Source organism: Alteromonas sp. PRIM-21 (assembly GCF_027563165.1).
Lineage (GTDB): Bacteria > Pseudomonadota > Gammaproteobacteria > Enterobacterales > Alteromonadaceae > Alteromonas > Alteromonas macleodii_A.
Map to the genome: position 1 here is coordinate 217,308 of NZ_JADOEK010000006.1, position 17,162 is coordinate 234,469.

12 protein-coding genes are annotated in these 17,162 nt (G+C 46.1%); 10 read left to right on the forward strand and 2 right to left on the reverse strand.

All coding sequences use genetic code 11. The features are described from left to right. Positions 1-33 precede the first annotated feature (33 nt). From IW644_RS11065 to tldD, 8 genes are read left to right on the forward strand one after another with little or no spacing between them, the layout of a single operon-like run. A complete protein-coding gene (locus IW644_RS11065; RefSeq protein WP_118490596.1) occupies positions 34-1,077 on the forward strand; it encodes a rod shape-determining protein in 1,044 nt (347 codons plus the stop codon). 37 nt (positions 1,078-1,114) lie between these two features. After that, positions 1,115-2,017, forward strand: coding sequence for a rod shape-determining protein MreC (mreC, locus tag IW644_RS11070; RefSeq protein ID WP_269917647.1), 903 nt, complete (start codon positions 1,115-1,117; stop codon positions 2,015-2,017). After that, positions 2,010-2,486 (forward strand): rod shape-determining protein MreD, encoded by a 477-nt coding sequence (gene mreD, locus IW644_RS11075; RefSeq protein ID WP_269917648.1) that lies wholly within the window; start codon positions 2,010-2,012, stop codon positions 2,484-2,486. The genes mreC and mreD overlap by 8 nt, the downstream gene beginning before the upstream one ends. A gap of 36 nt (positions 2,487-2,522) precedes the next feature. Beyond that, positions 2,523-3,113, forward strand: a complete 591-nt coding sequence (locus IW644_RS11080; protein WP_269917649.1) for a Maf family protein — start codon at positions 2,523-2,525, stop codon at positions 3,111-3,113. Beyond that, the gene (gene rng, locus IW644_RS11085; protein WP_118490587.1) at positions 3,110-4,576 is read left to right on the forward strand and encodes a ribonuclease G; all 1,467 of its coding nucleotides are present in this window, start codon (positions 3,110-3,112) and stop codon (positions 4,574-4,576) included. The genes IW644_RS11080 and rng overlap by 4 nt, the downstream gene beginning before the upstream one ends. Positions 4,577-4,602: 26 nt before the next feature. Continuing rightward, positions 4,603-8,604 carry a YhdP family protein gene (locus IW644_RS11090; RefSeq protein WP_269917650.1) on the forward strand — a complete coding sequence of 1,334 codons (4,002 nt, stop codon included), beginning with the start codon at positions 4,603-4,605 and terminating at the stop codon, positions 8,602-8,604. Next, positions 8,597-9,415: a carbon-nitrogen hydrolase family protein gene (locus IW644_RS11095; RefSeq protein ID WP_269917651.1), complete on the forward strand. Its 819-nt coding sequence runs from the start codon at positions 8,597-8,599 to the stop codon at positions 9,413-9,415. Before IW644_RS11090 ends, IW644_RS11095 begins: the two co-directional genes overlap by 8 nt. Continuing rightward, positions 9,408-10,850, forward strand: coding sequence for a metalloprotease TldD (tldD, locus tag IW644_RS11100; RefSeq protein ID WP_269917652.1), 1,443 nt, complete (start codon positions 9,408-9,410; stop codon positions 10,848-10,850). Before IW644_RS11095 ends, tldD begins: the two co-directional genes overlap by 8 nt. A gap of 98 nt (positions 10,851-10,948) precedes the next feature. On the opposite strand, the gene yjgA is transcribed toward tldD, so the two are convergent. Next, positions 10,949-11,506, reverse strand: a complete 558-nt coding sequence (gene yjgA, locus IW644_RS11105; RefSeq protein WP_269917653.1) for a ribosome biogenesis factor YjgA — start codon at positions 11,504-11,506, stop codon at positions 10,949-10,951. Between the two features lie 72 nt (positions 11,507-11,578). Between yjgA and pmbA the strand changes: the two genes are divergently transcribed. After that, a complete protein-coding gene (pmbA, locus tag IW644_RS11110; protein ID WP_269917654.1) occupies positions 11,579-12,910 on the forward strand; it encodes a metalloprotease PmbA in 1,332 nt (443 codons plus the stop codon). Here the strand turns inward: pmbA and IW644_RS11115 are convergent. After that, positions 12,907-13,761, reverse strand: coding sequence for an AraC family transcriptional regulator (locus IW644_RS11115; protein ID WP_269917655.1), 855 nt, complete (start codon positions 13,759-13,761; stop codon positions 12,907-12,909). The genes pmbA and IW644_RS11115 overlap by 4 nt on opposite strands. 104 nt (positions 13,762-13,865) lie before the next feature. On the opposite strand from IW644_RS11115, the gene IW644_RS11120 reads away from it, so the two are divergent. Further along, a complete protein-coding gene (locus IW644_RS11120) occupies positions 13,866-16,976 on the forward strand; it encodes a beta-galactosidase (protein WP_269917656.1) in 3,111 nt (1,036 codons plus the stop codon). The last annotated feature ends 186 nt before the right edge of the window (positions 16,977-17,162 follow it).

A 17,162-nucleotide genomic window follows, 5' to 3' on the forward strand; every position in this document is an offset into this window, starting at 1 on the left:
ACGCGTTAACACAGAAACAGGAATACACACTTCATGTTTAAAAAGCTTCGAGGCATGTTCTCTAATGATCTGTCCATCGACCTCGGAACAGCAAACACGCTGATTTATGTAAAAGACCAGGGTATTGTTCTAAACGAGCCTTCAGTAGTAGCTATTCGTCAAGAGCGCGCAGCCGGGCCGAAAAGTGTTGCGGCAGTAGGTGCAGAAGCTAAGCGTATGCTTGGTCGTACACCAGGTAATATACGCGCTATCCGCCCGATGAAAGACGGTGTTATCGCTGACTTTTACGTGACTGAAAAAATGCTTCAGCACTTTATTAAGCAAGTGCATGATAATAATTTCTTGCGTCCTAGTCCTCGTGTATTGGTATGTGTACCTTGTGGTTCAACACAAGTAGAACGCCGAGCGATTAAAGAATCTGCTTTGGGTGCGGGTGCACGAGAAGTTTACCTTATTGACGAGCCAATGGCTGCGGCAATCGGTGCAGGCTTACCTGTATCAGAAGCGCAGGGGTCTATGGTGGTAGATATCGGTGGTGGTACTACTGAGGTTGCTATCATTTCACTAAACGGCGTGGTCTATTCATCTTCTGTTCGTATTGGTGGTGATAAGTTCGACGAAGCTATCATTAACTATATTCGTCGTAATTTCGGTTCTCTTATTGGTGAAGCTACTGCTGAGCGTATTAAGCACGAAATTGGCGCGGCGTATCCAGGCGAAGAGGTTCGTGAGATCGAAGTTCGTGGTCGCAACCTAGCAGAAGGCGTGCCTCGCGGGTTCACGCTAAACTCAAACGAAATTCTTGAAGCACTTCAAGAACCGCTAACGGGTATCGTTTCTGCCGTAATGGTGGCGCTAGAGCAGTCTCCACCAGAGCTTGCTTCTGATATTTCTGAGCGCGGTATGGTACTTACCGGCGGTGGTGCACTTCTTAAAGATCTAGATAGGCTATTAATGGAAGAAACGGGTATCCCAGTGGTTATCGCTGATGATCCGTTAACCTGTGTAGCACGCGGCGGTGGTAAGGCTTTCGATATGATTGACCTTCACGGTGGCGACCTGTTTAGCTACGAATAAACAGGAAAGGCAACCGTAAGGTTGCCTTATTTGTATCATGGATACTATTTTTACTCGCGGCCCTTCTCTAAATATCAGGCTTACGCTGGCGCTTGTGTTGTCAGTAACACTGATATTTGTTGATCATAAAATGGATGGCTTCAAATCTACGCGGGTGTACCTCAACTCTTTGATGAGCCCACTTCAATATATTGCTAACCTCCCCGGGTTAATGCTTAGCGAAAGCGCACAGCGCCTTACCTCTAAAGAGCAATTACTGGCTGAAAATCAAAAGCTGAATAATCAGCTGTTACTAATGAGCGAAAAACTCCAGCAGTACGATGTTATCGCAAAAGAAAATGCTCAGCTTCGCGAGCTGCTGCAAGCTCCCGTGCGCCTATCTTCGAAAAAAATGGTTGCCGAGCTGATGGCGGTAGATAAAAATCCCTATAGCCAGCAGGTGGTCATCAATAAAGGTGCAATAGATGGGGTATATTTGTCGCAGCCTGTGCTTGATGAAAAAGGTATTGTGGGTCAAGTGATGGAAGTGGGGTCAACCAACAGTCGTGTATTGTTGATTGCTGATGTGACACACGCCATCCCAGTGCGCTCCCTTCGAAATGATATCCGCTTTATTGCCACCGGCAGCGGTGCACTTAACGAGTTATATCTTGAACATGTACCGCACAGCGTAGACATTCAGGAAGGCGATACCCTTATTTCATCGGGGCTGGGTAAGGTATTTCCAGAAGGTTACCCTGTAGCAACAGTTAAACAGGTAGTGAGAGATGAAAGTCGTCCTTTTGCTCGGGTTATAGTTACACCTATGGCGAATTTAGACAGACTTCGTCATCTTCTACTTTTATGGCGTACGGATGATTCGCCACAAAAGTCTGGGTCTGGTAAGGATGAAAAGGTAAATACACCTGCTACCAACGAGGAAGAGTCTTCAGATGCGTAAACGTAACCTCGTTATTTGGTTGAGCCTGTTAGTGGCGCTGGTACTGCAAATTGTTCCTTTGCCTACCCAAGTTGACCTGTATCGCCCTGACTGGGTGCTAGTTGTACTTGCATACTGGAGTATGGCCTTGCCCCACAGAGTAAATGTAGGTGTGGCCTTTTTAACTGGTGTTGCGATGGATGTGCTGGTTGGCACAACCTTGGGCATTCACAGCTTTGGTTTAAGTATTTGTGTTTATATATTGGCTGCCAATTACCAAAGGCTAAGAAATTACTCTGTATGGCAGCAGGCAATTATTATTGGTCTACTTGCTTCGCTATATCATTTATTGACGTTTTGGGTTCAACACCTGTTAACGGATATTTATTTCCAAGTGGATTACTTGTGGCCAGTCTTAACGTCTATGGTACTTTGGCCGTGGGTGTTTTGGCTACTTAGGCGTACGCGCAGACAATTGTCAATTTCTTAATATAAACACCTTCACGATTAAACCAAAGGTAAGCCAATGACAAAATCGGTAGTGTTAGCGTCGGCCTCACCACGACGCACTGCTTTGCTCAAGCAAATGAACATAGCCCATACAATACAACCTGCCGATATTGACGAGTCGCCCCGTGAAAATGAACCACCATTGGAGCTTGTAGCAAGGCTTGCCACTGAAAAAGCCCAAGCGGTGAAGTCACAGCTAGTGGCTAAGCGCGCAATGACGAAAGACAAAGTCATTTTAGCTAGCGACACGCTGATATCTTTTAACGGGCGAAGTGTGGGTAAACCTGAAGATAAAGCTGACTCAAAACGCATTCTTACCATGCTTTCTGGTAAAACTCATGATGTACTTACAGCTATCTGTGCACTCGATGACGCTCAGCAACAGACCCAAGTCATTACCACATCTGTGACTTTTGCAGCATTGACGGATGAGCAAATTGACGCATACTGGGAAACAGGAGAACCTGCTGATAAAGCAGGGAGTTATGCTATTCAGGGTATTGGTGGTGAATTTGTGGTCTCTATCAACGGTAGTGCAAGTGCCGTAATAGGCCTACCGCTATACGAAACCCGCCAATTACTTAATGCATTTGGAGTTGTGTCGTGAGTGCTGAACTGCTTATTAACGTTACCCCGTCAGAGTCACGGGTAGCGCTTATTGAAAACGGAATACTGCAAGAAATTCACGTTGAGCGTCATACTAAACGGGGTTTGGTTGGCAATATTTATCGTGGAAAAGTAAGTCGTGTATTGCCGGGAATGCAGGCGGCATTTGTCGATATTGGGTTAGAAAAAGCGGCGTTTTTACATGCCTCTGATATCGTTATTCACAATGAAATTGCTGAAGAAGTCTCGGCAAGCCATATACAGAAGCAGGACATTCGCGAGCTGGTGCGTGATGGTCAAGATATTGTGGTTCAAGTGGTAAAAGATCCCATCGGTACCAAAGGTGCACGCCTTACCACAGATATCACTATCCCCAGCCGATATCTGGTATTTATGCCTTCGGTAACCCACGTTGGTGTATCGCAACGCATTGAAGAAGAGTCAGAGAGAGAGCGTTTAAAATCCCTTGTACAAGAGTTTTGCGATGAGAACGGCGGCTTTATTCTTCGTACTGCCGCAGAAGGCGTGGGTAAAAATGAGTTGCAGTCAGACGCTGCGTTTTTGCGAAGACTGTGGGATAAAATTCAGTCTCGAATGAAAAAGCGCAAGTCGAACGTGCTTTATGAAGATTTACCGCTTGCAAGGAGGGTTCTGCGAGACTTTGTAGGCACAGAGCTAGACAGGATTCGAATCGACTCAAAACTATCATTCAACGAACTACACCAGTTTACCAAAGAGTACGTGCCCGAAATGAACGGCAAGCTCGAGTATTACCCAGGTGATAGACCTATTTTTGATTTATATGATGTTGAAAACGAAGCACAGCGGGCGCTAGAGCGTCGTGTGGACTTAAAATCTGGCGGCTACTTGATCATCGATCAAACCGAAGCCATGACCACTATCGATATCAATACGGGTGCCTTTGTTGGCCACCGAAATTTAGAAGAAACAATTTTTAACACTAATATTGAGGCGACGCAGGCGATTGCCCGTCAACTAAGATTGCGTAACTTAGGCGGTATGATCCTTATCGACTTCATCGATATGATTGAACCAGACCACAAACGACGTGTCTTACATTCATTAGAGGTGGCGACGAACAAGGACAGAGCCAAAATAAATATTCACGGTTTTACCGCGTTAGGGCTTATTGAAATGACCCGTAAACGCACCCGTGAAAGCATTGAGCATATACTGTGCGGCGAATGCCCGGTGTGCAAAGGCCGAGGCACGGTAAAAACTATTGAAACCATTTGCTTTGAAATTATGCGTGAAATTGTAAGGGTGAATCGCGCCTATGACGCAGACAAGTTTGTGGTTTATGCCTCACCAAAAGTGGCAGAAGCCTTAATGGGTGAAGAGTCTCATATGCTGGCCGAACTTGAAGTATTTGTGTCTAAACAGATCAAGGTCCAAACCGAAACACTGTACAATCAGGATAAGTACGACGTCGTCATGATGTAATGCATTAACGTATACGAAGGCAAAATGTGACAAATTTTTCGTCGGTAGCCGCTTATCTACTCAAGAAGTTTTGGCTGCTAATTGCCGTATTGCTTGTACTTTTCGCGCTTGTATTGAGCGCTGCACGCTATGCTCTGCCGCATATTGAGCACAACAAACATTTGTTGGAAAATTATATAAATGAGCAATATGGTGTAAATCTATCCATAAAAAGTGTGCATGCAGTTTGGCAGCGCAGCGGCCCCAGCATTGTGCTCAATTCAGTGTCGCTGGCTAAAAGCGATGCATCTCCTGTGGCGTTGGACATCAGACAAATCTACGTTGAGCTAGATTTTTGGGAATCGCTACGCCATCAGCTTATTTCATCCAACCGTTTTGAACTGCGAGGCTTAAAACTCGATATTGATGCCGATCGCCTTTCCGGTGACGGCAAAAATAACTTTCCCGTGGTGAAGGCCCTTGAGCGACTTTTCCTAGAGCAACTGCAAAGCTTCTCGCTAGAAGACGGTGTGGTTTCCGTGACTCACCTCAATGAAACCAATTCCTTCGATATAGAGAGCTTATCCTGGAACAACCATGAAGAGAGGCACCAAGGTTTAGGACAGCTGAAAGTTGCAGATTTAGCTGCTAACTCTGCGTCTTTCATTATCGATATAACGGGCACGCGAGAAGAGTTTGAGGGCGTGTTCTACGCCAAAGCCGAAGAACTTGATATTTCTCCTTGGGTAAGCGACCTGATAAAAACTAAGCGCCCGTTAGCCCAAAGCCGTGCAAACTTTGAAGTATGGACTAACTTTTCTCAAAGTGAAGTGACTAGTGTACAAGCCGAATTAAGTGAGAGCCTTTTAGAGTGGGGCAGCGGCCGTGCGAAAACGGTAACCGGCATCAGCGGTGGTAGCTTACAGGCGTTGCCTAACACTGGAAGCAAACAAGGCGGGTGGAATGTGAGAGTTGACCAGCTTGTGCTTGCTTCAAGTAATGAAACCCTAACCACAGATCTTATTGGTAGTATTAGTGCAAACGGTGATGTGCTAATAAACACTATGAAGCCCCTGCAAATTAACCCGTTTTTACTGTTATTACCCCTTTTTATGGATGATACCAGTGAAGAGGAAATACGTGGGCTAAATCCAAAAGGCGAGTTAGCCACGTTGCAAATACAGCTGCACAATGGCCAACCGTCTTTGGCCGCTAAAGTGCTAGATGTGCAGTGGGATAAAACAGATAAGGTGCCAGGCCTTTCTTCCCTCAACGCCGATCTGTTTTGGTATAAAAATAACGGCGCCGTTTACTTAGAAAGTCAGGATAGCGTGTTAAGCGCTGATGGTGTCATCAAACAAGACATTCATATAAACCAGTTCAAATCCCGTTTTTATATTTATCCAGAACAAGCAGGCCAAGCAGCAAAGCAATGGATAGTAAAAGGTAGCGACATGCTACTAGATAGTGATGCTGTTAATTTGCACCCGCAGTTTAAACTGAATACGGCCACGGGGTTTATGTCGCTGTATGTCGATGTGAGCCCGCTGGCTTTAAATGAAGTAAGTAGCCTGTTTCCGGCTTCCCTAATGGGGGCTAATACCGACAAATATCTCACTCGCGCGTTTACTGGCGAAGGTCAAATCACAAATGCGCGTGTGCTGTGGCATGGCCGCACAAGTGACTTTCCCTTTGAAGACAATACCGGTGTTTTCCAGGCTTATGTTGATATCAAACAAGGGGATTTTCTTTTTGCGCCTAACTGGCCTGCGCTCAATAACTTAGATTTGTCTTTGTATTTTGTGAACAATGCCTTAGTGATGGAAAGCCCAAGTGCAACTCTGGCTGATGTGAATATAAGCAATATGTCGGCTGCTATACCTAGTTTTAAGCCTGGGGCCCGCTTGGCAATCTATGCTACCGGCACAGGTTCTGGCGAGGCGCTTACGGCGCTAATGATGGACTCATCCCTTAAAAATTCGCTAGGTAAGGTATTGAACGATGATGTGCAAATTAGTGGGCCGCTGTCTGCTGACATTAAGTTAGATATACCTTTTAAAGGCAAAGATGTGGTGGCATCGGGTACCGCGCATTTATCTAACAACCCTGTCTATATCACAAAAACTAACATGCTGTTTGATAAAGCGTCGGGTGATGTGTCATTTACTAACGGAGATATAGATGCAGGGGATCTTACTGCGCAATTTCTTCAGCAGCCGGTGAATTTGTCGCTGTCTGGCAGGCAGAGCGACACCTACGATCTCCATGTAGAATTAGGTGGGCGTTGGCATGTACATCCGCTGGCTAACTATGTAAACACGGATCTCACCACGTATATCGATGGTGAAAGTGATTGGAACACTAAAGTAGACCTAACTCTTTCTAAAAGCGGCTTTGAATACTCTGCAAATCTCACGGCAGATTTAACCGCAACACAAAGTATATTACCTGCTCCCTTCGATACTTCAGCAGGTAGTAGCTTACCTCTACAGATAATCAGTACTGGCGATGGCACAGCATCGAACGTCAAAGCCACCCTTGGCAGTAATATCCGTTTTGACGGTGTGCTTCCTCACAAAGAAATGCAGTTCTCGCGGGCGCACTTGGCCTTGGGTGAAAGCGATATTGCCAATATTGGAACAGGTTTTAGTATCAGTGCAAATTTGGCTCAAGCCGATGTGCAAGAGTGGTTTACTACAATCGATATGTTGCTTTCTGGCAAAGGAAAAGATGCGGGTAACACCTATGCGCAAACTAATGTTCAACCATCTATGGATTCAAAGGCTCCTGAAGCCAAGCGCACGAATTTGTTCGGCACGCCATCGCGTATATTTGCTAAAGCCGACATGCTTAATTTTGCTGGCCATAGCATTGAAAAGGCAGAACTGAACGCAACTGAGCGCAACAAGGATTGGATTTTAGATCTATCTTCCCCTCAGGCTAGGGCGACCATTCGCATCAACAGTGATTTAGATGAGCAAGGCATTGAAGTAAATGCCGACTACTTGTCGTTAGCTAAACCTATTGACCCTGAAGCATCTGCGACAGCAGATAATGATAATGACGCCGTGGTAGCCACTACTGGCAATGCTGCAAGCGAGGAAGATGAGTCACCTTATAATATTGACCCCAACACGCTGCCGCCCATTTATTTTTACTGTCAGTCTTGTGGCGTGCATGGTATTGATTTAGGTGAAGTAACATTAGACGTAGCGAAAGAAGATGACGGCCTAGCCATACGCCAGCTCTTAGTGAAGTCTGATGAGAGCAACGTAACCGCTACGGGTTATTGGAAGCATGTAGGTGGCGAGGTTAAAAGTGCGTTAAACGGAACCTTAACGTCTCCAGATGTTGGGCAAATGCTAAAAGAGTATGGCGTTGAATCGGGTATTAAAGATTCCAGTGCAAACGTGCAGTTCGACATTAACTGGCCAAATGCGCCAATGGACTTTGGGTTTGAACAGCTTAATGGCAATGTAGAGTGGTCACTGTCTGATGGTTATCTTACGGAGCTGAGTGACAAGGGATCGCGAATATTTACCTTGTTCAGTTTAAACTCGTTAGTACGAAAGCTAAGCCTAGATTTTCGTGACGTTTTTGCCAAGGGCTTTTTCTACGACGACATGGGCGGCACCTTAAGTATTGTTAATGGCAAAGCGTATACTGACGATACTGAAATTGACGGCGGCGCGGGGGAAATAGAAATTACCGGCTTCACCGACTTGAATACGGGTGAGTTAAATTACAACGTGTCGTTCGCGCCTAATGTAACCGGGAACCTTCCGTTTCTTGTATATTTCTTAGCAACGCCGCCTACCGCATTAGCTGCCCTTGCCATTGACCAAGTGTTGACCTCTGCGAAAGTCATTTCAAATGTGAACTATCGCGTAACGGGTACCATAAAAGAACCTAAGTTCGATGAAGTTGAACGTAACAGTAAAGACATTAGCTTACCTGCCCAAAATGCGCCTGTTCCAGCGAACCCGCAAGACAGGCCATTAACGGATGATGACGTACGCAGGCTGAAAATGGAGGTGATCGATGGTTAATTTAGTAGCACTACAAATGACTTCTACGCCAAATGTAGAAGACAATCTCGATACAGTTGCAAGCGAAATGGCGGCGGCCAATATTGAAAAGGACAGCTTAGTGGTGTTGCCAGAGTGCTTCGCCTGCTTTGGCGGAAAAGACAAGGGTCAACTTGAAGTCGCTGAAGTAAAAGGTGATGGTGCAATACAGCGTCGTTTATCCTCACTTGCTAAGCAGCATCACTGCTACATAGTGTCAGGAACATTTCCGGTTAAAACGGAAAACCCCGATAAGTTTTCTGCTGCATGCATGTTATTTGGTCCAAGCGGCGAGCTTTTGGCTGACTATCGTAAAATTCATATGTTCGACGTATCGGTAAACGACAACACTGGCAGCTACAAAGAGTCGGCTACCACTGAAGCGGGAAGCGAAGTCGTCACTGTTCAAACGCCAATAGGCAACATTGGGCTTGCGGTGTGCTATGATGTACGTTTTCCGGGGTTATTTACTGCAATGGGCGATATCGATATTTTGGTGTTGCCTGCGGCCTTTACCCAGCGTACTGGAGAGGCCCATTGGCATGCGTTGTTGCAAGCCAGAGCCATTGAAAAACAGTGCTTTGTGGTAGCGCCAAATCAAAGTGGCGTACATGCTAACGGTCGCGAAACCTATGGGCATAGTATTATCCTATCGCCTTGGGGCGAAACCCTAGCCGAACAAGCCTCAAAAACAGGGCTGATATCGGCAAACATAGATATTGCAGCAAGAGAAACCATTAAACAGAATATGCCGGTTGCCGAACATAACCGATTCAGGAGTCACTTTGTCTAAATCTGTTGAGCGTCATTTATTATCTGACTCAGGCCTAGATATTACAAAGCTAGAGAGCGCGCTAGCGACCATTCATCGCCACGACACCGACTATGCCGATTTGTATTTTCAGTCGAGCCAACACGAAAGTTGGGTTTTGGAAGACGGTATTATCAAAGAAGGCAGCTATAACATTGAGCGCGGCGTAGGCGTACGTGCAATTAGCGGTGAAAAAACGGGCTTTGCTTATTCTGATGAAATAAGTGAAGAAGCGTTAACTAAAGCGTGCAAAGCGGCCCGCGGTATTGCGCCAAGCGGCGGAACCCAACAAGTTGCTGGCTTAGGTCGCAAGCCTGTCGAAGCACGCTATGCTGAAAATAACCCTATTCTTGCGATGCAAGATGCCGAGAAAATTTCATTGCTTAAAGCGGTAGATGCTTATATCCGTAAGCAAGAGCCGTCTGCCAATCAGGTGGTAGTAAGTTTAAGCGGCGTATATGAAGAAATTTTAGTTGCTGGTAGCGACGGTACGTTGGCTACAGATATTCGTCCTCTTGTGCGTTTAAACTGCTCAGTATTGCTAGAACAAGGTGATAGACGCGAGCGCGGTTCAGCGGGCGCTGGTGGGCGATATGCTTACTCATTCTTTAAGCAAGATGAAGATGGCAAACCCTATTATGAGCAATTAGCCGATGATGCACTTCACATGGCGCGGGTAAACATGCAGGCAGTAGCCTCACCAGCAGGCGCTATGCCTGTGGTATTAGGTAACGGTTGGCCTGGTGTATTGCTTCACGAAGCTGTGGGTCACGGTCTTGAAGGTGATTTTAACCGTAAAGGTGCATCAACTTTCAGCGGTCGCATTGGCGAGCGCGTAGCCGCCAAAGGTGTAACGGTTGTTGATGACGGTACATTAAGCGACCGCCGCGGTTCGTTATCGGTTGATGACGAAGGCACCCCAACGGCGCATAACGTGCTAATTGAAGACGGTATTTTAAAGGGCTACATGCAGGATAAACACAACGCCAAACTAATGGGCGTTGCACCTACCGGAAATGGCCGTCGAGAATCTTACGCTCACTTGCCTATGCCTCGTATGACCAATACTTACATGCTGGAAGGTCAACACGATCCGAAAGAAATTATCGCCTCTATCGACAAAGGAATTTACGCGCCGAATTTCGCTGGCGGTCAGGTAGATATTACCTCTGGTAAATTCGTGTTCTCTAGCGCTGAAGCTTACCTTATCGAAAACGGTAAAATTACTGCACCAGTTAAAGGGGCAACCTTAATTGGTAACGGCCCTGAGGTTATGCAAAAAATCTCAATGATCGGCAACGATACTGCGCTAGATAAAGGCGTGGGTGTATGCGGTAAAGACGGTCAAAGCGTACCAGTAGGTGTAGGTCAGCCTACGCTTAAAATTGACGAGTTGACGGTGGGCGGTACGGCGTAGTTCAGCTCACATAATCACTCATAGGACTAAAAAAGGTTGGGCATAAGCACCAACCTTTTTTGTTTTTGAAAATTACTCAAAGCCCAAAAGGCGATAAATTAATCTTCGTGAATAACGTCTTTTAAATACTGAAACAACTCTCTGAACGCTTTGGGTGGCGCATTCTTTTCACGCTCTTTCTTAATTTGGCGGTGGAATTGACGCAGCTTCTGGCGATCAAGCTCAGGGTGCGCTTCAATCAACTTCTGAATAGCTGGGTCGCCCTGTTCAATTACCGCTTCTCTGGCTTTCTCTAGCGCATGAAAAGCCGCGTTCGCTGCTTGGTGTTGATGCGTGAGTTTTGCTAGCGCTTCTTCTATATCGGCAGTATCGCGATTACGCAATGCTTTACCAATAAACTGAAGCTGGCGTCGATAACCATCTTTTTTCTTGTTAACTTTACGGGCAATAGCAACGGCATCGGCCAACTCTTCATCCATAGGAATAGTGGCAATGTGTGCATCGGTTAAGTTAACCAAGGTTTCGCCTAGCTTATGAAGCTCTTTTGCTTGACGCTTCAGCTCAGTTTTACTGACAAACTCTTCCTCTTCGAACTCATCTGCTTGCGCATCTTCGAAGTAAGGATCTTCAGGAGAATTGTATTTCTGATCACTCATTTCAAACTCATTAGTGTTACACTTTAGCTAAATTGTAACTATCACAGTCGAATTAAGACAGCGAAACTTACTATGCAAATTGAGCAGCAGTTAGCCGACATTCAAAATGTCGTAGATGATGTACTAAAATTAGCCGTTTCAAAAGGCGCAACGCAAGCTGAAGCCAGCATGTCGAAAGTGCAGGGCATCGCCGTATCTTCACGTATGCAAGAAGTTGAAAACGTTGAATTTACCAACGACGGTGGCTTAGGTATAAGCGTATACGTAGGCAAGCGAAAAGGCAGTGCTTCTACTGCTGATTTAAGCAAAGCAGCGTTAACATTAGCGGTAGAAAAAGCCGTCGATATTGCACGTTACACCAGTGAAGATCCTTGTACTGGTTTGGCCGATGCTGACCTTATTGCTACTGAATTCCCAGATTTAGACCTGTATCACCCCGAAGAATTAGATACTGAAAAAGCCATTAAAACTACCATTGAGGCTGAAAAAGCAGCAATGGATTACGACTCGCGCATTACCAATTCAGATGGCGCGTCGTATAACGCAAATTTAGGTATGCGCGTTTATGGCAATACCCATGGTATAAACGCAGGCTACCCTAGTAGCCGCTATTCTTTAAGCTGTATGGTTATTGGCGCACAAGATGACGATATGCAGCGCGATTATGCCTACACGGTAAGCCGTAAGGCCGATTTGTTGCAATCAGCAAGTGCTGTAGGCATTGACGCTGCAAAAGCCACTGTAGACCGCTTAGGCGCCCGTAAGATTAATACGGCGAACGTGCCTGTACTTTTACACCGCGACATCGCATCTAGCTTGTTTGGTCACTATGTCGGTGCTATCAGCGGTGGCAGCCTTTATCGTCGTTCTAGCTTCTTACTTGATAGCCTTGGCAAACAGGTTTTCCCAGAATGGCTTAACGTTGAAGAGCGCCCGTTTATTAAAGGCGGCTTAGCAAGCTCTAGCTTCGACAACGAAGGTGTAGCCTGTGCAGATATGACAATAGTCGATGGCGGTAAATTAGCCACATACCTTTATACGACGTACTCTTCGCGTAAGCTAAATACTCGGTCTAACGGTCATGCTGGTGGTATTCACAATTGGCTAGTAGGCGATACAGGGCATAGCGACGCTGAGCTTCTAAAAGAAATGGGCACAGGACTATTTGTGACCGAACTTATGGGGCAGGGCGTTAATGGTGTAACCGGTGATTACTCGCGCGGCGCAGCGGGCTACTGGGTGGAGAATGGCATTATTCAATACCCCGTCCATGAAGTAACCATTGCCGGTAACCTAAAAGATATGTTCAAAGGTATTGTGGCAATTGGCGCTGAAAAAGATGTGCGCGGCAGCGTACAGACTGGCTCTGTGCTTATCGACCAAATGAAGATAGCGGGGAGCTAGCTTGCGTTTTCTCGAAACGCTGAAGGAGAGAGACCTGTCGATTTCTTAAAGCGTTTTGAGAAAGTAAATACATTTGTGTAGCCCACATAGCTTGCAATGTAAGAAACGGGCCACTGCGTGCTTAACAATAAGCTTTTGGCCCTTGCCATCCGCAAATGAATAACGTGCTGTTTTGGGCTTCGCCCAAACACTTGTAAGCACAATCTATGAAGGTGAGGGGCAGAGTAATGCGCCTTTTCACTTAAGCTTCTCATATCCCAGTCAAACTGAAGTTGTTTATCCACCACTGAAAACAGCGCATGTACCCGGCTTATTTGGCGCCGCTCCTTTTCGTCACTGGCATGCTTTTTACCTAATGGAGCATCTGCTATGCGGCACAGGTAACGAGAAACAAACTGCATGGCAGCGCGACGGTTATCAAGGTCGCGTTCCAAGTACACAAGTTCCATTGCGTGATGCAGTCCTTCTAGCATGGCGTTATCTACAACTAGGGCATCGCCTTTTCTAAATGACTTCCAGCGCTCGACATTAGCTAAATTTACCCAAATTATGTCCCACTGCTCGCTGATAATGGAAACTTCAAAGCTTTGTCCAGCGGGTAAAATAATAAGCTGCCCTTCATTTAGCTGCAGTTCGCCTGATGGAACGCGAAACTTTCCTTTCCCCTTTATGCTGTAGAACAGGGTATGGTTAGGCGGAGAAACTCGCCCCACTGTATAGTTCCCTGATAAGTTAGAGCATCCTGCCAGTTCAATGTCTAGGTTGCTGATTTCTGGTGCGTTACTACTATCTATAAAGCGTTCGAAGCAGTTGGGGCCAATATCTACAATGTCTCTGAAGCTAGGTTGCATAAATGTAAAATGATAGTTTTGGATAAATAGATGTAAGTTTAGAGCATAAAGGATCTGTAGAAAGTTAGCTATATTTCGCTTAACGAAAAAGTAAAGGATATGACATGCTTAATGTTTCCCAAGTAGTCGCTCAAAAAGACTGGCAAAACCCGGTCGTGTTTCAGAGAAACCGCATCAGTGCCCACAGTCCACATTGCGGATATAAAACGCTGGAAGATGCACTGCACAGCACCAATGCGCAAAAGCGCAGTTTAAATGGTCAATGGGATTTTCGTTTGTTTGATGCCCCAGAAAGCGTACCTGAAAGCCTGCTTTCAAAGACGTTGAGTAATGATGAATCTGAAAACTGGCAGCCTATTACCGTGCCGTCCAACTGGCAGCTCCAAGGGTACGACAAACCTATTTATTGCAACGTGAAATACCCTTTCGCGGTAAACCCACCTGTGGTTCCCAGCGAGAATCCAACGGGTTGCTACCGTACTACGTTCAACGTTACCAAGGATGAACTAAAGCAGCGCAATCATATTGTGTTTGAAGGCGTGAATAGCGCTTTTCACCTTTGGTGTAACGGCGAATATGTAGGTTATTCTCAAGATAGTCGCTTGCCTGCTGAATTCGATTTATCCCGCCTTTTAGTAGAGGGTGAAAACCGCTTGGCTGTTATGGTGATCAGATGGTCTGACGGCAGCTATTTAGAAGACCAGGATATGTGGTGGCTCAGCGGCATCTTCCGAGACGTTAATTTGGTCACCAAGCCTCAGCATCACATTCAAGATGTGTTCGTTACACCAAAGCTTGATGCGTGTTACCGCGACGCTACGGTTTCAGTTCGTACTGCTATCAATGCGCCATCTACCTTTAAAGTGGGCATCCAGCTTTTTGATGGCGATAGCGCTATTACTGTGCAAGTTATTACCGGTACCAACAATAAGCGGATTGATGAAAAGGGCGGTTGGGATGATGTGGTTTTCCAAACATTAGATGTGAAAGAGCCCAAACACTGGACCGCGGAAACACCAAACTTGTACCGTATTGTTGTATCCCTTATTGATGAGAGCGGAAACACGGTAGACCGTGAAGCCTACAATATTGGTTTTCGAAATATTGAAATGAGAAATGGCCAGCTATTGGTTAACGGCAAAGCTGTGCTTATTCGCGGCGTGAACCGACATGAGCACCATCAGCTTAAAGGTCATGCCATCAATGAAGATGACATGCTTGAAGACATTAAGCTATTAAAGCAAAACAACTTCAACGCCGTGCGTACTGCACATTACCCAAATCACCCTCGCTGGTATGAGCTTTGCGATGAATATGGGCTCTATGTGGTCGATGAAGCGAATATTGAAACCCACGGCATGTTTCCCATGGGTAGGTTGTCTCGCGACCCGCTTTGGGCAGGCGCTTACATGGCCCGCTTCACCCAAATGGTTGAACGGGACAAAAACCACCCTTGTATCATCATTTGGTCGTTAGGTAACGAATGTGGACATGGGCCTACCCACGACGCCATGTATGGCTGGGCGAAGTCATTTGACCCATCACGACCTGTGCAATATGAAGGTGGTGGTGCCGACACTACGGCTACCGACATTATCGCGCCTATGTATGCGCGGGTAGATACGGATGTAAAAGACGATGCGGTACCTAAATGGGCTATCAAAAAGTGGCTGTCGATGCCCGGTGAAAACCGCCCCGTTATTTTATGTGAGTACGCCCACGCTATGGGCAACAGTTTGGGAAGCTTTGATGAATATTGGAAGGCATTTAAAGACTATCCACGTCTTCAGGGCGGCTTTATCTGGGACTGGGTTGACCAAGGGTTAACTAAGTACACTGACAGTGGTGAAGCTTATTGGGCTTACGGTGGCGACTTTGGTGATACCGATAACGACCGTCAGTTCTGTATCAACGGATTGCTGTTCCCAGACAGAACGCCTCACCCTCATTTGTTTGAAGCAAAATACTGTCAGCAGCACTTAAGCTTCTCGCTGACTGAAAAAGATAACAAGTTTGAGCTTACTGTAAGCAGCGATTACCTGTTTAGACGCACAGACAATGAGTTGTTGTGTTGGCAAGTACTAGAAAACGGAAAACCCATTGCTGAAGCAACGGGCGAACTCGAAATCAATATAGGTCCGCAACAAGCACAAATGCTGACCCTAACCCCGGAAATTACGTTTAAAGCAGGGGCTGAGTATCATTTGAATATTGATGTTGTAACAGCGAATGACTGCGCGTGGGCTGGTGCAGGGCATGTTATGGACACCGCGCAGTTAGCACTAACCAATGTGTGCGGTATGGTCCCATTTTCTTTCAATGAGCAAGACGACAAAAGTGAACTAGTTATTGAGGCCCAAGATGGGATGTTACTGGTAAATGTCCAAAACAACGTATTCAGCTTCAACAGTGAAAGTGGGCTGTTAACGTCATGGCTGCAGGGGAATAATGAAACACTAAGTGCGCCGTTAGAGGATAATTTCTTTCGAGCGCCGCTGGATAACGATATTGGGGTAAGTGAAGTCGATAACCCCGATCCGAACGCCTGGGAGTCCCGCTGGCGTCGTGCTGGTATAGGCGAATGGTCACGCACTTGTACGGGTATAAACGTCGAGCAGGGCGCGCAAGACGTACGTATAACGTCGTTATTCGAGTATCACTATGGTCAAAAGCTAATGACTTCAACTAAGTGGGTTTATACCCTAGATGTACAAGCCGAGCTTTCAGTAGATGTAGAGGTGTTGTTAGACGATGGTTTACCGCCAATGCCGCGCATTGGTATGCAAACGGCAGTGCCTGTAGCCGAAGAGCGTACGTCGGTTACTTGGCAGGGGCTCGGGCCGTTTGAAAACTACCCAGATAGAAAAGCAGCGGCGCGCTATGGCCACTACACCTTACCTATTAACGCTATGCAAACGCGCTATGTGTTCCCAACGGATAATGGCTTGCGCAGTCACTGTAAAAAGCTGGCTATCGGTGAATTAATTGCCAGCGGGCAGTTCCACTTCAGCGTAAGTGAATATGGGCAAGCACAGTTGGATAAGGCAAAACATACCTGTGATTTAGCCCCTCAAGATTGTGTGTTTGTCTATATTGACCATGCTCACATGGGCGTGGGCGGCGATGACTCGTGGAGCCCAAGTACACACAAAGCCTTCTTATTGGAAGAAAAGCGTTATCGCTACTCGGTTTGCTTTAGCGCTACTGCTAGCTAGTCAGTTACCATTACGCACAAAAAAGCCGCTACATGGTAGCGGCCTTTTTATTAACTCAATGACCCATCCTAAATAGCGTTGACACTTTTCAAACTTAATTTGGAGAGTGTTATGAAATCAGATAGTAAAAGAACTCAACGAGATTATTCTCTCGCTTTTAAATTGGCAGTTGTAGACCAAGTTGAA